The sequence below is a fragment of the Maridesulfovibrio sp. genome (assembly GCF_963678865.1).
GTDB lineage: Bacteria > Desulfobacterota > Desulfovibrionia > Desulfovibrionales > Desulfovibrionaceae > Maridesulfovibrio.
Map to the genome: position 1 here is coordinate 1,162,399 of NZ_OY787459.1, position 17,152 is coordinate 1,179,550.

A 17,152-nucleotide genomic window follows, 5' to 3' on the forward strand; every position below is an offset into this window, starting at 1 on the left:
GCAGGGTTCAGGACATTATGCTCAAGTATATCAACCTTCCACGACAAGTCAGATATATTTCAATAATGGTGCATCTGCTACCGCCTACACAAATGGTAAGTATTCACAACAATACGTTGAGGGGAAAACTAAAACGAGAAAGTGCACAATGTGGGCTGAAATCACTCCCTATGGAAAAAATATTAATTTCATCAAAAGAGGTAACAAATATGATTGTTACTTACTGTTTGCAGCTGATCGATAGACATACTTTCTTGACAACCTCCCCCTTTCCGTGCTTCTAGTGTCTGTGAACGGAGCGTCGAAACTCCAATCGTAGGCGGACACCGCCACCCCGACAGAAGCGGCTTTTTTGTGCCCTATTTCTGCTTGCGTCCATGCAAGGGCATGATATTATTGCATCCGTATTTTGCCGGGAGTGGTGAAATGTCCAAGGCTTTGGCCTAAACTAGCCAGCCCCACCTACGAGGGGTTCGAACTCCCGGCATCTTTTATCCTGAAAGGTGCTGCTCGAAAAATCGTAGGAGAGAACCAATGAGTTCCAAGCTTTCCCCCGTACCCTTTCACGGACACACCCTTTTTATCCTTTCCCATCAGGGCGAACCTTACACCCCCATGAAGACAATAGTTGAAAGCATGGGCATGGACTGGACTACCCAAAAGAGAAAAATCAAAACAAATCAAGCTCGTTGGAAAGGGGTTATGATGCCCTCTGTTGCTAAAGACGGCAGAGCAAGACAGGCTCTCTGTCTACCAATAAGAATGCTCCCCGCCTTCTTTGCCTCAATTAATCCCAACAAAGTTCACAATCCTGACACCCGAAAACAAGTAGTCCTCTTTCAAAAGGAGTGTGACAACGCGCTTTGGGATTATTGGAACAGCGGTTCCGCTATTAATCCCCGAACATACCCTGCGCCTGCCTCAGTCCAAAAAGAGCCTTCTTTGCTTGATTTCATCATTCAGGCTCAGAAGAACATGAACACCCCCATAGACCTTACCCCGGTCAAGCTTCGCCAGAACATTGTCCATAAGCTGGTTATGCCCACCTCGCTAAATCCCTCACCGGGAGAACTTGCCGTATTTAATAACCTTGTCCATTCAATTGATCGCAGTGTGAGGGACGTAGAGGACGCTTTACTACAAATGCAAGCTGGCCTCCGGGACTTGGAGTCCTTTGTACGTATGATTTCAAAGAGCTAAAAGGGGACATTATGCACATTGAATTCGACAGCGAGACAGAGATTATTGACGACATTTACTATCTTGCCAGTGCATTGGAAGATATTATCACCTACACACTACCTGAAGTTGAATCAAAAGCCCTAACATCAGTTGCCGCCATGCTGGCCCGTGGGATTCAGGATGGAGCCAACGAGTTGAGTGGTTAGTTTTATGGCCCCCGGTCTGTTGACCGGGGGCTTTCCTTTTCATTTGCCAAACTTAACAATTCTTGATTATTATCCCTGTCAAAGGAAAACATCATGAAAAAGCTAATTACAATTTTATTGCTGAGCCTGCTGGTCAGTTGCGCCAGCAAAAAGCCCCGCCTTTCACAAGAAGAACTGCGGCGCATTCGCACTCAGCCCGTTGTGGTTGATATTAGCAAATCACCTGAAACCAGCACCAGCAAAGAATTGCCTTCTCATAATGGGACTATCAATATTACTAAATATTCCCAGACTGCCGAGGAGAAGAAGCAGGCAAAACAGGACGCTCGTGACAATGTAAATCAAGTTCTTTCTGTTGGGACCGATATCCTTTTACAAGGCGTTGTGGGGTGGCCTATACCTAAAAGCTTAAAAGACTAAATCTCATATGCTTTTTAGGTGTTCGAATGAAAGGTCTGCCACCACTGCGGATAAGTCCAGCTTAGTCCCGGCCTTTGCTCGACAGGGTTAAACATGGCTTGAACCTTGGCAGGATCAGAGAAGAATTGATCCGCTCCGTTTCCCTCTCCTGCAAACTCGTTAGGAGTTGACATTTTTTCAGCCCGGTCAAGCATTGATGAATAAACATCCTGATTATAGCCATTTACTTTGCCGTCAAACCCCAAATCAAACAACGATTGACCGCCGGGAGCGATTCCCATTGTTTCAATATCAGTGCTGTAATCAAATAGGTCTGCCATCCCTCCAAGAGGGGAGGCACCCACGGCAAGGGCTTTAGCGGCGTCTATCCCTATATGCGGGACGCTCATTGGCGCAAGTCCTGACATAAAATTGCCTATTTTTTTGTATGAAATATCAGTGGTATTAGGCGCACCACCGAAAAGCCCAGACAAAGACCCAAACCCCGGCATAACGCCCAACGCCTGCATGCTTCCGTACATCTGGCCTTTGGTTGTAAGCTCAAGGTCCCCTTTGTCGTTATATCCAACCAGCCCCCGGCTTAAATAATCTTTCGCAAGTCCCGGCTGAGTCTCCACTTTGTCCGGCTCCTTACCAAACGAACTGAACAGCCCATCAATCCAGCCGGACGCCTTGTGACTTGTCGAAAGCCCGGAGGTATCAAGGCCGTATGTCTCCCGAAGGCTTTCAAGGTCTCCATAATTCACTGCATCGGTAATATCCTGCCGGATTCCGCGCACCGTCCCTACGTCAAGCGGGTTCACGTCAGGTAGGTTTTGACTTAAGAAGTCTTGTCGGGCCTTATATTCGTTTTGCAACCGGGACTGTCTTTTTGCTGCATTATAAAAAGCTTTCTCCCGCGCAACTCCTGTCGGATCGCTCCAACCATGGGCGGTGGTCATGCGTCCATTGCCAGTTAGACTTTCTTTTGTCAGGGCGTTTGAAACCTCGTGCCAGCCGTCAACAGCATTCCATGAAGAATGAGTGTTTCCGTTACCCTTATTACGAGAGTTGCGAGGATCGGAACTACCTCCGTCCGCATTGCCCATGCTCCCGGCCCGGCCTCCGCTAGCTGTGCCATTAAATCCCATTTAAACCTCCCGTACACTTGCGCATACTGAATTAACTGCTACCCGGCATCCAGAATGAGTTCTCAGCTGAAACATTAAGCCCTTGCCTCTAAATTTAGAGCGGCATACGTCTTGCCCTGAAGTTGAGGAATCAAGGCCATAAGTTGCATCAACTACACTTGTGTCCGCATCGTAAAGCTCTTGCTGGGCTGAACCGCTAACGGTATCGAAGCTCTGTAGCAACACCTTGTTTTCAGCGTTCCCGGCGTACACCTCAAGATTGTATGAGCCTGAGGTGATATAATCCACGTTGACCTTTGTTCCGGCCTCAAGAAAAAGGTCTTTCCCGTTACTGGTTTCGAACAACTTAAACCGGGTCACGCCCCAAAGGTTGTAGGCGACACCGGGGGCAACCTCGTCTGTTCCAGCGGTATGCATTTCATAAAGATAGCCGGACTCGGAGCCGAGATAAATTTTGCCACCAGCCTCACAGACACAATTCAAGCCCTTAAAGTCTGCGGCCTCCCATTCTGTAAAACCGTGACGAGGGTTGAAAATGTGAAATTCCTTCAGGCCACCACCCTTGAAGATACAGACCAGCGCACCAAGGGAGGGAACCCACGTCAGGCTGATTGTTTCAGCATTCCGGCAAAACCTGCGAAACTCGGAAGCCATGGTGAAACCAATCTCGGAGTCCACAGCAACGTCCCCGTAAGTATCGGTAGGAAAGAGCCTGGAAAATCCGTCCGTATCTATATAGTAGACAGCATTGCCAAGACTCTTAATTGCATGAGGACCAATTGCAGCATTTTCAGCGGAAAGCAGAATGGTGGACCATGCCGAAGCATCCCCAGCCAAACTTACACCATAGAGCCGCTTTTCATCACTGGAAGACTTAGAGACAACAAGCTTGTCGTGCAGAGTCGCAAAGCCGTTGACCTTGAGACCGTCACCATACCCGGCTGGAATTTTGTAGCCGCCGTCTTCTGCTGTCCATTTGTCGTGGTTCTCCGCTGCTGAAAGAAAAAAGTAGTCCGGCATGTCTTCAGAGTTGGAAACCAAACGGTTGTTGACTTCCTTCACCGCAGTAGGCTTTGTGGGTGACCCGGCAAGGGTTGATACGGTTGTACCGTCATATGCTTTCAAGCCTTCCCCGCTGTCAGCTATAATCAGCTTTGAATTAAAGGTGACTATCTGCGGATTATTGCTTTCCAGTGTTGCCACCTCCTCCCATGCAACCCCATTCAGTTTATATAACTTCCCAGCAGACACGCACATTACGTAGCTGAATGGTTCCGCGCCTGCCATGCCTCCGAAATGGCACAAGGCATTAATTCCACCGGGAAGAGCTGAAGCCGTAACACATTTAAAGCCGGGACGGGTGGAAAGCTTGCTTGTGCCGGGGTCGTAATAAACGTTGTAGCCTCGGCTCAAGGCATTTTCTGAAATGTTTGCTGCACTGGCTGATTTATCTACCCCTGCAACGGGAGTCATTACCAAAGGAACTGCCATATATTTTTACCTTGAAATCGTTTTTTGCTGTGATATGATTTGTTCAACAACGGAGATTAATATGCAGAGCATCCCCATAAAAAAGGCTTGGAAGAAGCCGAAAAGAATATTTTTCAGACAATTGAAAAAGGGTGATTCATATTACTACGAGCGTTCAAAGATTGATGCCCTCGGCAAAGCCATAACCTCCTTTGAGCGCATAGAATCCTACGGCGGGGGGTGGCACGCTATGGCCTATCTGGGGACAGACGAAAACGACCAGCCCGTTTTTTTTGCCGTTGGAAGCTGGAAGCCATGCTGGTCAAAAGCTGACGCAGAGGCAGAGCTTAAGCGCGTCTTGTTCGAAGACGGTCAATTTGTTCCTGAAAATATCCTTACTATCACCCCGAAAGCCGCCTAAATAACCCCAAAGGGATTAAGAAGTGTATCGTATGCAAATGGGCCGGGTTCACTTTGAGTCCGGCTTTTTTCATGAGGAACAGCCGGGATAGTCCCCCGCATAAAGTCCCCAGTATCCCCAAACTCACCGCTGTTGAATAATGACTTGAACTGATTGGGGTTCTTGATTGCAATCACGTTTCCCACATCGTCATGGTCATACCTGCCGTCTCTGACATTTTTTACAAACAAAGCATCATATTCTGGCTTTCTGGCCTCCTTAGCTATTTCTTCAAAAACTCCCTTTTCATATCCCATAGAGCCTGCATCATAAATAAACGGATTTTCCGCCCTGACATAACCGGGCAAAACCCGTGGGTGCTGCCCTTCTGGGACAGTACCTGCCTGAATCATATCCACAAACTTATTCAACTTCTTCCCGTAGGCATAACTGCTGGCAATATCTCCATGGTCACTGAGCCATGCCGCAAAGTCTAAAGCGTCAGCATTGCCTGTATTGGAACCGGAGTAACGCACGTCAAAAGCATCAAAGAGCGGGGCATTGGTCCCACTCATAAAAAAGGGCTGTAAATCCCCTTCCCCTGCTCCGAGGATAACAGCCCCCCTGCCCCATCTTTCAAAGTTCAAAGCCCTTTCCGGGTGATCCAACGGCAACCAGTAGGAAAGCGGCCCTAACTCCTGCCGTGCAGCTTTCGGCAGTTTCCCCCCAAACATGCCCAACATTCCCCCCGAATTGCGGGGAGTGGAAAGCATACCCACGTCCATCAGGGCTGCGGTCATTTCGCCGGGGTCATACCCGTTGCCCTCGTAAGCAGACTGCATGCCATTGCCGAGTGATCGCAAACTTTCAAAAGGGTCCTTTATAGCCATACGCCCAACACTTCCCGCTGCTGCGCCCAGCACATTTGCGGGACTTAAGGGCAAATCAACAGGATCTTGGTTCCATGTTGCCTGTGCCGCCTGAAGTGGGGACGTCCGACGGCTAGCCTCTTCAAATAAATCCTCAATAAAACCCATCTACGGTAGCCACCCCCTACGCCTCACTACATTCACGGATTGTGAGCCGTATGTATTCAAAATATTGTTCTCAAGGTCCTTGAGCAATTCAAGGTCTGCCGCCGTTTCGTCTCGGTCAACCTTCCGCGCCCGAAGTGAGGCATACTCAAGGATAAGTTCATCAAGTTGCCCATCCCACGGCATAACCGCGCCGTCAGCTTTCAGGGATTCAAGGTCTGCGCCCTTAAAATAACGAAGCCTCAGTGTTGTTTCTGCTGTGGGAACTCCCTGAATTACAAGCTCAGACCCTTCAAGCATATACTGGCTTGCTTCCTGAGGGCTTGCACTCCCTTCCCATTCCTCTTCACTGACTTTAAGAACCTTGGCTTTCGTTCCCAGATTCCACAGCCCTATATCTGTCAGGAACCCAACAGGAAGCGGCTTTGCGGATTCCCCGGCAGCAAAAACAAGATCAGCCTTCCCCTTGATGAATTGCAGATTGTTACGCCTGCCCACATGTACAGCACGGGTCACGGCCTGAGAAATAAACCGGATCAGCTGCTTGTCGCTCCAGCGGGTTTTGTACTCGTCTGAAAGCTCGTGCCGAATATTCTCTATTACTGCTGCTACTGTTGCCATATTACTTCACGATGATTCGCCCGGTGTGCCCGGTGTCGATGTTATTTACTGTCCTGTACTCAGGGTTTTCAGCAAGAAAGCCCTTAAGCCCTGTCCCGGTCAATGGTTCACCCTGCTCGTCTGCAATGCGCAGCATTTCGAAAAACTCAGCAAGGGGAACCTCGCCGATTACCCGCTGGTTTCGTCCATCGGAGAACCCGTTACAGCCAGACAACCGCTCAAAGTAAGCCTGCTCCATAATGGGAACAGCATCATAGGTTGTTACACGGGTAAGGGTATGGGTCTTTTCGTCAATATGAATATCATTTCTGAGCATTTAGCACCTTAAGGCAGGACCACCGAAGCAGCCCCGCCATTATCAAAAAGGAGATTAGGAGACCTTGGCACGGGTCAAGTTTTCAATGGAGCCGACAGCCTTTTTGCTGTGACACTTGAGGGTTTTTTCAGTCACCAGCTGATACTTGTCACCGTCCCCGGTTTTCGCCAGAGATTCACGCTTAAGACCACGGCCCTTGAGGGTCAGCATCTTGAACAGGGCCTTGTCGTAAATCAAAACACGGTCATAGAGTGTTCCAGTGTCGTCCACCGGAGCAATGGTACGGGTGGGGATAACCGCAACAACACCAAAATCGGTTTCAATCAAACGCACAGCCATGACAACCTTTTTACGGTCAGCATTGGCGTTGAAGGTCAGACGGCCCCCATCGGTAAACTTGCTGATCTTGCGTTTCTGGGCAGGCGGAGCAAGTACGGTGGTAGGGTCTGCACCCTGTTCCCACATGGACTGAAGAACATCGGTCATGATTTCTTCAGTGATATGGTTGGTTGCTGCGGGGGTGTCTTCAAAGTTATAGAAGTTGCCGGAATCCTGATCTACCCAGCCGAAAGCACCGAGCATTTTACGGGCGGTCACGGTGTCGCCTACAACCTTTGTGGCATTGTTCAGGGCTGCGTATTCAATATCCTTGGCAATTTCCTTGGTTTTCTTGCCGGACTGATACTTCAGTTCCTTTTTGCGTCCGTGAAGCTTGGAAGCCTTCAGGGTGCCGGAAATGAACAGGGCCTTTTTCAGAATCTGGGTTACGTTACCCAGACGATCAGGAGGGGTGCATTCCTCGGCGTCAGTATCTGCCCCTTCAACGTGGGCGTTCTCGCCAGCGTCTGCAAGGTCGTCCTCCAGCCAATCCGGGGTTGTGGTGTCACAACCCCCCTTCCCGATGCTGGAAATGAACGGAGTTGCGGTAGGTGCAATGTTGGTAATGAGTTCGTCCACCTCATCAACAATTGATTTGTCGTAGTTGGTCGAATAAGTAACGGTTTTCACGTCTGCCATGTTGTACATCCTGTAAAAACACCGCACGTCCTGTGCAGTGGTTAAAAATTAGTCTCCGAAAACGTCGAACATTTCGCCTGCCGCCATAAGGTCACCCTCTGCGGCCTTGGCTCCCAAAGCCCTTGCCCTCTCTTTCTGAGTTGGTTGTTGGCTTGGAGCGTCACCGCCACCGCCCTCCAAAATAGGCGCTCTCTGCTGTACCCTTGTAGGCTGGGGCAGTTGCTGCGGTTGGTCCCCTGTGGGACGCTCACCCTGACGAGCTGCAAGCAGCTGGTCTCTTACCTGTACATAGGTAGGGAAAAACACACGGGGGTTTCTGAGGTTGGCGCGGAGCACAGAACCTTCCGGGGCAAACTTGGCAATCTCTGCCATAACTTCACCACGCATTTCGTCTGCCTGAACAACATTTTGCGCCTTGGTCACAGCCGTATGGAATTCCTGTTCTTTCTGGAAGCGGGTTTGCTCCTGCTGAAGACGTCTGCTTTCTTCCTGAACTCCCTGAATTCTTTTTACAGCTTCACGGGTGGCCTGTTCAATCAGAGCTTCAACGGGGTCTTCCGGCAGAGGCTGTTCTTGCGGAATCTGCCCCGGCATTTGGCCCGTTGCATTCATAGGCACCTGACCGGGGTTCGGGTATGGAGCCTGCTGCAAGTTCTGCTGATACTGTGCGAACATCTGACGAAAGCGGGGGTCACTAGCCCATGCTTGAGCGAGAGGCTGCATAGATTCAAGGCGCATGCGCTCGTTATTCAAATGCTGCTGCTGGGTTGCAAAGTTCTCGCTCTGCTCTGCCAGCTGATTAAGCTGCTCCTGAGTCAGTTCCCTTTCCTGCCCGGCAACGACCACTTTGTAGGTGGGCTGGGGCTGGGGTTCCTGTGCGGGTTGTCCGGGCTGCTCTTTCTGCTGGTGTTCAGCCTGCTCCGGGGTGGGGTCACCCTCTTCGGCCTGTTCTTCAGCAGCTTCGGCACGGTCAAAAAGATCGCCAATATCCAGCTCTTCGGATTCTTCTGGGGTGGTCAATTCTTCCTGTTGTTCTTCTTCGGGGGCTGCTCCACCTTCAATGGGGTTCCCGTTTGCATCAAAAGCCATAATCCCTCCTTGGTTATTTATTGACTGTGGCCTTCTTGGCCTTGGGTTTCTTTTTTGCCTTGAGTTTGCCGACCTGAGTTTTAAGGCTGTGAACCTCCTTTTTTAGGGCTTCGTTCTCAGCTTTCAGGGCTTCACATTCACAAGGTGCAGAGACTTCAATTTTAACCGCCTCTGCTGCGGCTTCTCGCTGCTCAGCAAGCTCTTTCCGGGCTTCGTCAAGCTGGTGTTTATAAACTCCCCGCTCATACTCTGCTTTCGAAAGTTTACTTTTCAATGTCGCAATCATCCTGCAACCCTCCCGGCTGTTTTAATGGGTTCTCCTGCAAGCCTTTTCCGGGCTTCGTCTCCTCGGTGAATGTCGAAAGAAATAGTTTCCTTCAAATCATTCAAATTATCCCGCTGGGCCTGCCGATAGCTGAACAGGTCCCGCTGATCCGCCGAGAGGGACAGGAGGTCTGTCTGAAGGGCCTTGTCCATGCGTTGGAGCAGGTCCTGAAAGTACGGGTTGTCCATTAGGTCTTGGGCCTGCTCCCCGGTTTCCGTTTGCTGGCGCAATTCCTCGTCCGTGGACGGCTGCAAGCTGCTGTCGTGCATGCTGTAATTCTCCTGCCATTTGCTGGCATTGCTGTTTCAATTTGGTCAGTTCGTTGAATTCATCAAGTGAGCACTGAAACCCATCAACCGGAGTATCAAGCAAGCGTCCGATAGCCTCCTCAATGGCAAGAAGGTGTTCAGGCTTGGCAAGTCCTTGAGGTAAAAGGACCTGCACCACTTTCTGGAAATGGCGCTCCAGAATTGCGGCCTGATTCTGCCTGTCTTGCGGCCCTACCCCGATATTGACTTTTACATCGTAGTCGTCGTTGATATTGAAATCTTCTGTCTGAATCTGATCCTCTGGCTTAGCTCCGGGCTGAACCAAATTCTCAGGAGGAAAGAGTTTGTTGATTTCAACGCAGTCCCGGAAAACTTCTTCCATCGTATCGGCTAGAACATCTGCATTAAATTTCTGCCTCTGCTGGCCTGCTCCCTGAAGGGCCATAACTCCCGTGGCAGTCTTGCCATATGAGTTGTCGTCGATGCCTTGGTTAAGGCTGGAAACCCCGGTCTTACGTTCTGAACCAAGACGGACAGTCTCTTTTGCTTCCAGCAGAATCCCGCCGGGCTGCTTCGGCCTGACTTCCTTGAACTTGTCGTAAGCCTGTGAAAGAATCACGTCACCGATTTGCCGCCCTGCCCACTGCTTCGCGAATTCAGGGTCGCTGGTAATGATGTTGCCATAGGCGCTGTCTGCTGCGGCATCCACAAGGATACGTTGCAGGTTGGTAAGCTCCATCTGATCGTCACGAAGAACCAACGGCAAAGGCTTTGCTTCAAAGCGGTGCGCTACTTCGTAAAGTCTCCCAATCCTGAACGGAGGCCGTTTATAGGGGTTCTCCTCAAGCTGAAGCACCACATCCCCACAAATGGTAGCAATTACAGGTTCCAGCAGCCCGTCTTTATCAATGTCCATGCGTAAGTAGCATTCCCACACATAGACTTCAGAGTTGGGACTAATCGGCTTATCTACATCGGCTGTACTGATAGAAAGGTCCCCGGCATCGTCAAGGCTCAAATCGTCCACTTCGTACAAAGCATGAACTTCTTCATAAACCTCGTTAGGTTCCTGATCTTCCTGTAAGTGTTTCTCAACCTTCTTATGGCTCCCCTTTACGTATTGCCCGGTCAACTCCCCGCGCTTAATATCGTGCAGGGTTTTCTTCTTCCGGTGAGCGACAAAAGGGTTAATGTCCAAGTTTTTGTGACCCGGCACATAGTAAAATTCATTGCCCGGAACACACTCAATACAAGGTCCTGCGTATTTGATCTTCCGGCGAACAGCCTTGACCCCTTCATAGTGAATCTCGATATTACTCTGGAGAGCACCTTCAACCGCCCACTGAAGTGGGGACACCGGAACCTCTGTTTCAACTTCCTTGTACTTGGAAATCTGAATACCCGGATCACTTACAAGTTGTTCCATTTCCTCAAGGCTCAATTTGTCGTAACGCAGGGTTTCAAGGTCAAAATCCGTCTTATGGAACACCTTGAAAACACCGTAGTGATAAAGCAGGGTGTCATGAAGAAAAGACCGGATTTCGCGCTTGCCTTTGTTCTTCCGGAATATCTGAAAGCGCACAGCCTTCTTGATTCGTTTAGCTCTTTCGGCATCGTCCATTTTGATTTCAGCAAAATCGGGGTGCGCAAAAATGGAGGCCAGCCCCGGCTTCATCCATTCCACAGCATCCCAGACAACAGAGGCTACAGCCTGCGACCAGCCGTCCTGCTCATTGCCCAGCTTTTCCATGTGGTAAAGGTCGCTGCACTTTTTGCGCTGATCCGAAAGCTGTTCCTGCCAACGTTCGGCGGATGCCTGCAAGGGGCCTATCAAGCGGATCACTTCTTCATCTTTTATCTTTATATCTTTACCCATTAGGCGCACACTCTCGGATTTTTCTGTATCTGTTCAAAGGACTGCTTCATTGCAGCCGCACCGCCGTAAAGAGACAAGCCGAGAGCGTCAGCTAAGTTAGGAGATTTGCCCCCGTTCTCAACTTTTTTCATTTCCCGCTTGCCCATGACTTTAATTTTGCTGGACGGGGTGAAGTCGTATTTTACGTTTGAAAGTTCAGCTCTAAGCTTGTCTGCCAGTAAAAGCCCTGAAGGGATGCAGTTTTGTTTCTCTTCAAACCATTCCCGGACCTTCCACCATATTTCATCTCTTAAGCGTGCAAACCTGTCGTCTGCTGAAGCCTTTTCAGCAACGTTGACGCTCTGGACGGACAGCGAGGGGTACAATCTGCGCAGAGCTTGAAAAGCACCCTGCCCCCAGCCGATACCGTCAACCATGACCGTAAAGCATTTGTGCTCCATCATGTGACGGTAGGCCCAGCCTGCAATCTCGTCATAGTCGTCAAGCCTGACCTCTTCCATTGCCACAATCTTTCCGCCTTTGCGGATCACAAGGGCGGTGGGGTCACCGGAGAGAGACAAGCCAACATCAAGCCCAGCAACTGCCGGGGCATTCTTGAAAGCTATGGGCCTGTCTATGGCCTGATCAATGAGTGTTAAGGGTATGAGAATGTCGTCAGAACTGGCCTGAAAATCGACAAAGTATTCTTGCTTGATAAGTGACGGAGAACGCCCTGAGGCTAGCTCTTCGTCTATCTGTTCAGGAGTCAAAACGCCTGTAATGTTAAGGCCGTTGTTGGCTCCCTGAGGGTTAAATTCTGGGTGGTGGCAAGCAGCTAAACGCTCACAATACCAGTTAGGGTTCTTCATGGCTGACTGAAACAAATCCCAGCCATGGTTCATGCCTCGCGGTGTATAGTTGAACGCCGCCCAACCGTCATTCTCTCGCAGGATCGGGGAAACGTAGTCCCATGCCTGCGGGTCCTGTAAGGAGTACTCTGAAAAGATACAGCCTACAGGGTTGGTACCTACCACGGCGTCAATGTCGTCTGTCCCGATGATCTGAATCAGGGAGCCGTTGACTAGCTTGATATACATATCGGTGCTGTTCGGCTTCCCATCAATCAAGGCTTTCGGAATGTAGGAAAGAAACGGCCTTCCGTTGCCGTCAATCCCGTTCCAAATGACCTTTTTGCCCTGCTTGTAGTAGGGGAAGAAGTAATAATATGAGCCAACGCGCTTGAAGGCTTCGCAAATCAACAGGTTCCATTCGGTCAGGTCCTTACCCGCACGTCTGTGCCACACCGAAACCGCACGTTTCCCGCCGTTTGCAATGTAATTCCATTTAGGAATCTGGTAAGCACGAGGAATGAAACCATACGGTATGGTTATCTCTCGTGATTTTGCCAAGGCTGCACATCCTATGCATTGGGGACATACTGTCCCGCCTGTGGTTATGGTTTAGAAATTTGGCAAGAGAGGTAGGATTCGAACCCACGATCAACGGTTTTGGAGGCCGTTGCCTTACCGCTTGGCTACTCTCTCGCATTGGTCCCCGCACAAGGACTCGAATCTTGAACTCTCCGGTTATGAGCCGGACATTCTGCCAATTGAACTATACGGGGTGAAAATTTGGCTCCGGTTGCAGGGCTTGAACCTGCGCTACAGCGGTTAACAGCCGCTTGCTCTGCCAACTGAGCTAAACCGGAACATGGTACGGACAGACAGATTCGAACTGTCAGTTTCTGGCTCCCAAAACCAGAGCCTTACTGTTAGGCCATGCCCGTAGAAATTTGGCGGAAAGTAAAGGAATCGAACCCTCACGGTTTCACCCGTGGCACGGTTTTCAAGACCGCTTGTGCGCCGTTGCACGCGACCTTCCGTGGCGGAGACAGGAGGAATCGAACCCCCGCTAGATCATGCCTAGGCTACGGGTTAGCAACCCGCCGCATTACCACTCTGCCATGCCTCCATATGGAGCCGGAAACAGGACTTGAACCCGCAACAAACCGCTTACAAGGCTGCAGCTCTACCATTGAGCGATTCCGGCTTAAACTGGATGATCTTTAAAAACTAAACATTGTGCCTGCTCGTGCGGCAGCGCACCTCCTGAAAGGCAGAAAGTCTTAGGCTTGGGAATCCTCAACACGTCCAGCACAGAAAGTAGGCGACTTGCCATTTCTTTTGCCATAAAAAGGCTGTGAGCCTCCAAAACAACAGGTTTGCCGGGGTGCTTAGAAATATCAAAAGCTGCCTTCAGAATAATTCTGTTTGTCCGCCCTGTCCCTCGTGATTCAAGGTCCCAATGAGCATAGCCCTCTTTGATTAGCTGCTCTTTCTGTTCGTTAAGATGGGCAAAATATTCTTCCTCGGTAATCCCGGCCTTAAGCTCTTTCTTTTCAATCATTTGGTTAGCTGTCCGTTGTTTGCTTTCGCCAATTCGTAGGCAATGAAAGGCTCAACACATCTGTCGGTGAGTATCCCACATTCACCCGTCACGGCCTCCCGTGCCTGTCTCACTCTTTGCGTAACAGCGGTTAAGCAGCCCGGGCAAACATCTACCAGAATCTCAACAGAGTGGTTCTTGTGTCCGTCAAAATAGCCACCTTTTATGGGGCGTGGGGTTTCCATTTCTTCCCCGCAAAGATCACAGGTAATTACTGTTTTTTGCTCTCGCATTCTCGTTCCTTTATGTCTGTAAAAAAGTCTTCAGGGCCATGCTCAAGCTCCGCACGCCTCACAAAAGAGCGATTCAACCTTGTACGCTCAAGCCTTCGAAATTCTTTCCGGTCTTTCCCCGGCTTCGGTCCGCAGCAATGGCACTTCATGCCGCCCGGCCCAAGCTCTTTACAAGCTTCGTTTTTATGCAACAAAAACAGCCCCTTTTCGGTGAATTTTAGGACGAGTTAAACACACATGCCTGCCGCCTCTCTCTATGGCCTTCATCAACTCAACCTGATACGGGAAAGGCTTAAAAACATGGCCTTTTGTGGCCTCCAAAAATTTTTCAAGTTCCTGCTGCTTCATATGGGGCCCTTTTTCACGAGGCTAAAGCGCTGAAGAATGCGGCTAGCGTTTCTATCAACAATGCCCCAGAACTCTTCGTCTGAAAGCCCTGAAAGCCGAGCAACATACCCCGCTAGAACCTTGCTTTCATCACGGAATACAAGCCTCACCCCGTAGTAAGTATCAGCCCCAGCCGAACAATCAGGGGGCGGAGGGTTTCTGGACTCAGTCACGGAGACAAGCACACAAGGCTTTAAGTATTGAATAGGCGCACCGTCTTGAACAACGTCTTCAGGGACGCGCACAACTTTCATGTTCTTAATCCCGCCTATGTGAACTACGTGCAAAGCGACTCCTTTTTGTTCTGTCAAAAACTTTGGAAAGGCTGCTTGGTTTGCTGGGTCCCTTTTGTGAGTGTAGAGTTAGTGCGTTGTAGGTGTAGATAAACTCGGACGGCATGGGACCCTTTGGCGGTGGTCTCATGGATGCCCACCCCCGGCCCAGCGCACCCCGTCGTTCACCGTAGGATTCGTTAAACACTCCTAACTATCTGAATTCACAAGCCGACTATCCGTCCACCCTGCCCGATTTGCCCCTTATGTTGACCCCATCATCCATACGCAAGGGGTGAGCAGAGAGGTGAGCAACGCTATCTTTCTTCCTCGTAAACACCCTGAACCTTTATCGTTTCAATGCATTGCCCACTAGATACAGTATCCACTGGCTGCGCTTGGGCGGCTATCTGTGGTGTCATTTGCGGCACACCTTCAGGCGTTCCAAATGCGGCGATATTGACCGTCACGCCTGTGTTGTTGCTCTCAATCTCCTGCTTATCAATCCACCCGCAGTTGTTCTTAAGGTGAAAGATTTTGCCTACGGGGTTACCTGCTCCCACAATCAAGTCTCGTTCGATAATTTCTTCAATCCGGGACTTTGCTTTTTTTATTGTGTCTACGAAATCAGCTTGAACCTGTTCAGTCTCCCCCCTCTCCCCGTTCTCATAATTCAACAGAGCTTGTCGGGTGCTAAACCCAAGAGCAAGAGCCAATCCTGTCACTGTAGGGGGTTCTTTCGCCGCTTTGCACCTATCAAAATACTCGTCAATAACGGGTTGCATCTGTTCGGCTGTCTCGTATGCGGGTATTCTTCCTCTCCTGCCCATGTTTTGCCCTTTTAGTCCTGTCGTAGCTGATAGTTTTGAGATTCAAGTCCCAGTTTTCGTGGTCAAGGTCCCGGCGTTCTGGTTTGTCCTTAAAATGGCTGTCCTTAGGTCGGTAGCTAAGTACGTCCCAAACGGCTTTGATTAGATCGCCAGACCAGTTTGCAAATTTACTGAGGTCTCTTCTTATTGGTTCAAGTGCAAATTCTGCACTTACTGGTGCAGGGTACAATGTGTAGGAGTTTCTCTTGTTCCTGATTGGCGTGAAATGGATGAAGTTTGCATCCTTGAGTTCTGCCAACAGGTTAATCGTGCTTCTCCGTGACATTCCGGCCCGTTCAGCAATTGATTCCACTGAGGGGTTGCACTGGCCTGTCCGGTCGTTCCTGAATGAGACAAGAGCATGCAAAAGTGCTTTGTGCGGAGCCTTTAACCTTGTATCCAGATTAATAGCGTTGATCAGTTTTATGTTGGTGTTCACAACGCTAACCGTTTATTTCGTGGGGCAGCAGGAGATAGGCACCCGCCACCCCACACAGGAGGGATTATTTGAAAGTGTCGTAAATGATCCGTACAGCCAGCCCCGCCACCACTGTTGCTGTCCTCCAGACTGCCCGTTCCAAGGTGCGGAACTTCTCTGCATGAGTATGGCAACGTCTGGCCCCATTAATCTCTGCAATGTCTTCCTGAATAGACTTGACCCGTTCATCAATACGAATCAGCATATCCCTCAGGTCGTCTCTTTCTTCATTACTCACAAAGCCCCCTACGGTGTCAGGTCTTCCAGCTTTTCAATGGCTGCGGCCTTTTTCTGGAGGGCAGACAAGCCTTCAACTTCGTACCCGGAATTGGTGAGGATCAGGCCACCTGTAACAATCATGCTGATAATGGGAGCAAGGGGGGCGGCGGGAGTTCCTGCTGCAATTATTCCGGTAATGGCCCCGGCTGCATCACCAAAGGCTTTTGCTGTCTTCTTGTCGATTTCAAAATCTTTAAGCAGTGCGTCCATTATTCCTGCCTCCGAATCTTATTCCAGAGTTCAAGGGCCTCGGCCCAAATCTCAGCGGCGATAACTTTCTGGTCCCGGTACTTGATCCGGGCCTCAGTCTCCATTGTCGCGTTCTGGGTATCGACTCCGGTTTTCCATGCTTCAGCAGACTTAGCCACCAACAGAATGGAGGGCCTTGCAACGTTCATGGCCTCCACAAATGGGATTGCCTTCTTGCGCTGTTTTTCGGTCAGGTCCGGCTTGATTTCCAAATAGGCATAGTGTGTTGCATTGTAGGCACTCAGCAGCATGTTGCCGTATTCCACGGCCTGATCTTCTGCGGGGTAGTCAGCAAGTTTTTTGAAGGCGCACCCCTGAACAGCAAAGGCGATAGCCAGAAGAGCAAGCATAAGGCCGAGTCCGGCAGACTTAAAAGCCTGTTTAAACGAAGGATAGCCGTAACCCATTATTTGCCCCCTGCGTTCTTGGCGTTGCCGAAGTTTGCCGCCAGAACATCAAGCAAGTTCCTCATTGCCATGAGCGTCTTGTTTGTCTTGGGAATAGGAAGGATTGCAGCAGCAACAGTTACCAGCGGGTAAAGCACTGCGGGGTGATCCGCCACGTAATTAATAATCTGAACTACATCCATGTTTGTTCACTCCAGTT

The 17,152-nt window shown here is 50.0% G+C and carries 23 protein-coding genes and 7 tRNA genes; 4 read left to right on the forward strand and 26 right to left on the reverse strand.

Annotated features, from left to right (window positions below):
- The first annotated feature begins 534 nt into the window (after window positions 1-534).
- The 3 genes from ACKU41_RS05250 to ACKU41_RS05260 all read left to right on the forward strand — a co-directional run bounded on the left by ACKU41_RS05250 (window position 535) and on the right by ACKU41_RS05260 (window position 1,808).
- Window positions 535-1,200, forward strand: a complete 666-nt coding sequence (locus ACKU41_RS05250) for a phage antirepressor N-terminal domain-containing protein (RefSeq protein ID WP_321404487.1) — start codon at window positions 535-537, stop codon at window positions 1,198-1,200.
- 11 nt (window positions 1,201-1,211) lie between these two features.
- Window positions 1,212-1,388: a hypothetical protein gene (locus ACKU41_RS05255; protein ID WP_321404488.1), complete on the forward strand. Its 177-nt coding sequence runs from the start codon at window positions 1,212-1,214 to the stop codon at window positions 1,386-1,388.
- Window positions 1,389-1,481: 93 nt separating this feature from the next.
- Complete coding sequence (locus tag ACKU41_RS05260; protein ID WP_321404490.1) at window positions 1,482-1,808, forward strand: hypothetical protein; 327 nt, start codon at window positions 1,482-1,484, stop codon at window positions 1,806-1,808.
- A gap of 14 nt (window positions 1,809-1,822) precedes the next feature.
- Here the strand turns inward: ACKU41_RS05260 and ACKU41_RS05265 are convergent, their stop codons facing one another.
- Window positions 1,823-2,938, reverse strand: a complete 1,116-nt coding sequence (locus tag ACKU41_RS05265; RefSeq protein WP_321404491.1) for a hypothetical protein — start codon at window positions 2,936-2,938, stop codon at window positions 1,823-1,825.
- Complete coding sequence (locus ACKU41_RS05270) at window positions 2,939-4,429, reverse strand: hypothetical protein (protein ID WP_321404493.1); 1,491 nt, start codon at window positions 4,427-4,429, stop codon at window positions 2,939-2,941. It lies immediately after the preceding gene.
- A gap of 61 nt (window positions 4,430-4,490) precedes the next feature.
- Between ACKU41_RS05270 and ACKU41_RS05275 the strand changes: the two genes are divergently transcribed.
- Window positions 4,491-4,829, forward strand: a complete 339-nt coding sequence (locus ACKU41_RS05275; protein WP_321404495.1) for a hypothetical protein — start codon at window positions 4,491-4,493, stop codon at window positions 4,827-4,829.
- On the opposite strand, the gene ACKU41_RS05280 is transcribed toward ACKU41_RS05275, so the two are convergent.
- The 24 genes from ACKU41_RS05280 to ACKU41_RS05395 all read right to left on the reverse strand — a co-directional run bounded on the left by ACKU41_RS05280 (window position 4,826) and on the right by ACKU41_RS05395 (window position 17,135).
- A complete protein-coding gene (locus ACKU41_RS05280) occupies window positions 4,826-5,845 on the reverse strand; it encodes a hypothetical protein (RefSeq protein WP_321404496.1) in 1,020 nt (339 codons plus the stop codon). The two genes, ACKU41_RS05275 and ACKU41_RS05280, sit on opposite strands and share 4 nt — an antisense overlap.
- Entirely contained in the window at window positions 5,846-6,463 is a 618-nt protein-coding gene (locus ACKU41_RS05285; RefSeq protein ID WP_321404498.1) for a hypothetical protein, read from the reverse strand.
- 1 nt (window position 6,464) lies between these two features.
- Complete coding sequence (locus ACKU41_RS05290) at window positions 6,465-6,779, reverse strand: hypothetical protein (protein WP_321404499.1); 315 nt, start codon at window positions 6,777-6,779, stop codon at window positions 6,465-6,467.
- A gap of 54 nt (window positions 6,780-6,833) precedes the next feature.
- Window positions 6,834-7,796 (reverse strand): DUF5309 family protein, encoded by a 963-nt coding sequence (locus ACKU41_RS05295; protein WP_321404501.1) that lies wholly within the window; start codon window positions 7,794-7,796, stop codon window positions 6,834-6,836.
- 48 nt (window positions 7,797-7,844) lie between these two features.
- On the reverse strand, window positions 7,845-8,885 hold the full coding sequence (locus tag ACKU41_RS05300; RefSeq protein ID WP_321404503.1) for a hypothetical protein: 1,041 nt from the start codon (window positions 8,883-8,885) through the stop codon (window positions 7,845-7,847).
- Between the two features lie 13 nt (window positions 8,886-8,898).
- Window positions 8,899-9,171, reverse strand: coding sequence for a hypothetical protein (locus tag ACKU41_RS05305; RefSeq protein WP_321404505.1), 273 nt, complete (start codon window positions 9,169-9,171; stop codon window positions 8,899-8,901).
- A gap of 105 nt (window positions 9,172-9,276) precedes the next feature.
- Window positions 9,277-11,355: a hypothetical protein gene (locus ACKU41_RS05310; RefSeq protein ID WP_321404506.1), complete on the reverse strand. Its 2,079-nt coding sequence runs from the start codon at window positions 11,353-11,355 to the stop codon at window positions 9,277-9,279.
- A complete protein-coding gene (locus tag ACKU41_RS05315) occupies window positions 11,355-12,743 on the reverse strand; it encodes a hypothetical protein (protein WP_321404508.1) in 1,389 nt (462 codons plus the stop codon). Before ACKU41_RS05315 ends, ACKU41_RS05310 begins: the two co-directional genes overlap by 1 nt.
- Before the next feature lie 60 nt (window positions 12,744-12,803).
- Window positions 12,804-12,878: transfer RNA gene (locus ACKU41_RS05320), tRNA-Trp, on the reverse strand.
- A gap of 4 nt (window positions 12,879-12,882) precedes the next feature.
- Window positions 12,883-12,958: transfer RNA gene (locus tag ACKU41_RS05325), tRNA-Ile, on the reverse strand.
- Window positions 12,959-12,966: 8 nt separating this feature from the next.
- Window positions 12,967-13,042, reverse strand: a tRNA-Asn gene (locus tag ACKU41_RS05330).
- A 3-nt stretch (window positions 13,043-13,045) separates the two neighbouring features.
- A tRNA-Pro gene (locus ACKU41_RS05335) sits at window positions 13,046-13,120 on the reverse strand.
- Between the two features lie 7 nt (window positions 13,121-13,127).
- Window positions 13,128-13,215: transfer RNA gene (locus ACKU41_RS05340), tRNA-OTHER, on the reverse strand.
- A gap of 1 nt (window position 13,216) precedes the next feature.
- Window positions 13,217-13,305 (reverse strand) — tRNA-Ser (locus tag ACKU41_RS05345).
- Window positions 13,306-13,308: 3 nt separating this feature from the next.
- Window positions 13,309-13,383, reverse strand: a tRNA-Thr gene (locus ACKU41_RS05350).
- A complete protein-coding gene (locus tag ACKU41_RS05355; protein WP_321404509.1) occupies window positions 13,384-13,740 on the reverse strand; it encodes a hypothetical protein in 357 nt (118 codons plus the stop codon). It lies immediately after the preceding tRNA gene.
- On the reverse strand, window positions 13,737-14,012 hold the full coding sequence (locus ACKU41_RS05360) for a hypothetical protein (protein ID WP_321404510.1): 276 nt from the start codon (window positions 14,010-14,012) through the stop codon (window positions 13,737-13,739). Before ACKU41_RS05360 ends, ACKU41_RS05355 begins: the two co-directional genes overlap by 4 nt.
- Before the next feature lie 344 nt (window positions 14,013-14,356).
- Window positions 14,357-14,686 carry a hypothetical protein gene (locus ACKU41_RS05365; RefSeq protein ID WP_321404511.1) on the reverse strand — a complete coding sequence of 110 codons (330 nt, stop codon included), beginning with the start codon at window positions 14,684-14,686 and terminating at the stop codon, window positions 14,357-14,359.
- A 302-nt stretch (window positions 14,687-14,988) separates the two neighbouring features.
- On the reverse strand, window positions 14,989-15,456 hold the full coding sequence (locus ACKU41_RS05370; protein WP_321404513.1) for a terminase small subunit: 468 nt from the start codon (window positions 15,454-15,456) through the stop codon (window positions 14,989-14,991).
- Window positions 15,440-15,979 (reverse strand): helix-turn-helix domain-containing protein, encoded by a 540-nt coding sequence (locus tag ACKU41_RS05375; protein ID WP_321404514.1) that lies wholly within the window; start codon window positions 15,977-15,979, stop codon window positions 15,440-15,442. The genes ACKU41_RS05370 and ACKU41_RS05375 overlap by 17 nt, the downstream gene beginning before the upstream one ends.
- Window positions 15,980-16,043: 64 nt before the next feature.
- Window positions 16,044-16,256 carry a hypothetical protein gene (locus ACKU41_RS05380; protein WP_321404516.1) on the reverse strand — a complete coding sequence of 71 codons (213 nt, stop codon included), beginning with the start codon at window positions 16,254-16,256 and terminating at the stop codon, window positions 16,044-16,046.
- Window positions 16,257-16,264: 8 nt separating this feature from the next.
- Window positions 16,265-16,507 carry a hypothetical protein gene (locus tag ACKU41_RS05385; protein ID WP_321404517.1) on the reverse strand — a complete coding sequence of 81 codons (243 nt, stop codon included), beginning with the start codon at window positions 16,505-16,507 and terminating at the stop codon, window positions 16,265-16,267.
- Window positions 16,507-16,953, reverse strand: coding sequence for a hypothetical protein (locus tag ACKU41_RS05390; RefSeq protein ID WP_321404519.1), 447 nt, complete (start codon window positions 16,951-16,953; stop codon window positions 16,507-16,509). Before ACKU41_RS05390 ends, ACKU41_RS05385 begins: the two co-directional genes overlap by 1 nt.
- The gene (locus ACKU41_RS05395; RefSeq protein ID WP_321404520.1) at window positions 16,953-17,135 is read right to left on the reverse strand and encodes a hypothetical protein; all 183 of its coding nucleotides are present in this window, start codon (window positions 17,133-17,135) and stop codon (window positions 16,953-16,955) included. The genes ACKU41_RS05390 and ACKU41_RS05395 overlap by 1 nt, the downstream gene beginning before the upstream one ends.
- Between the last annotated feature and the right edge of the window lie 17 nt (window positions 17,136-17,152).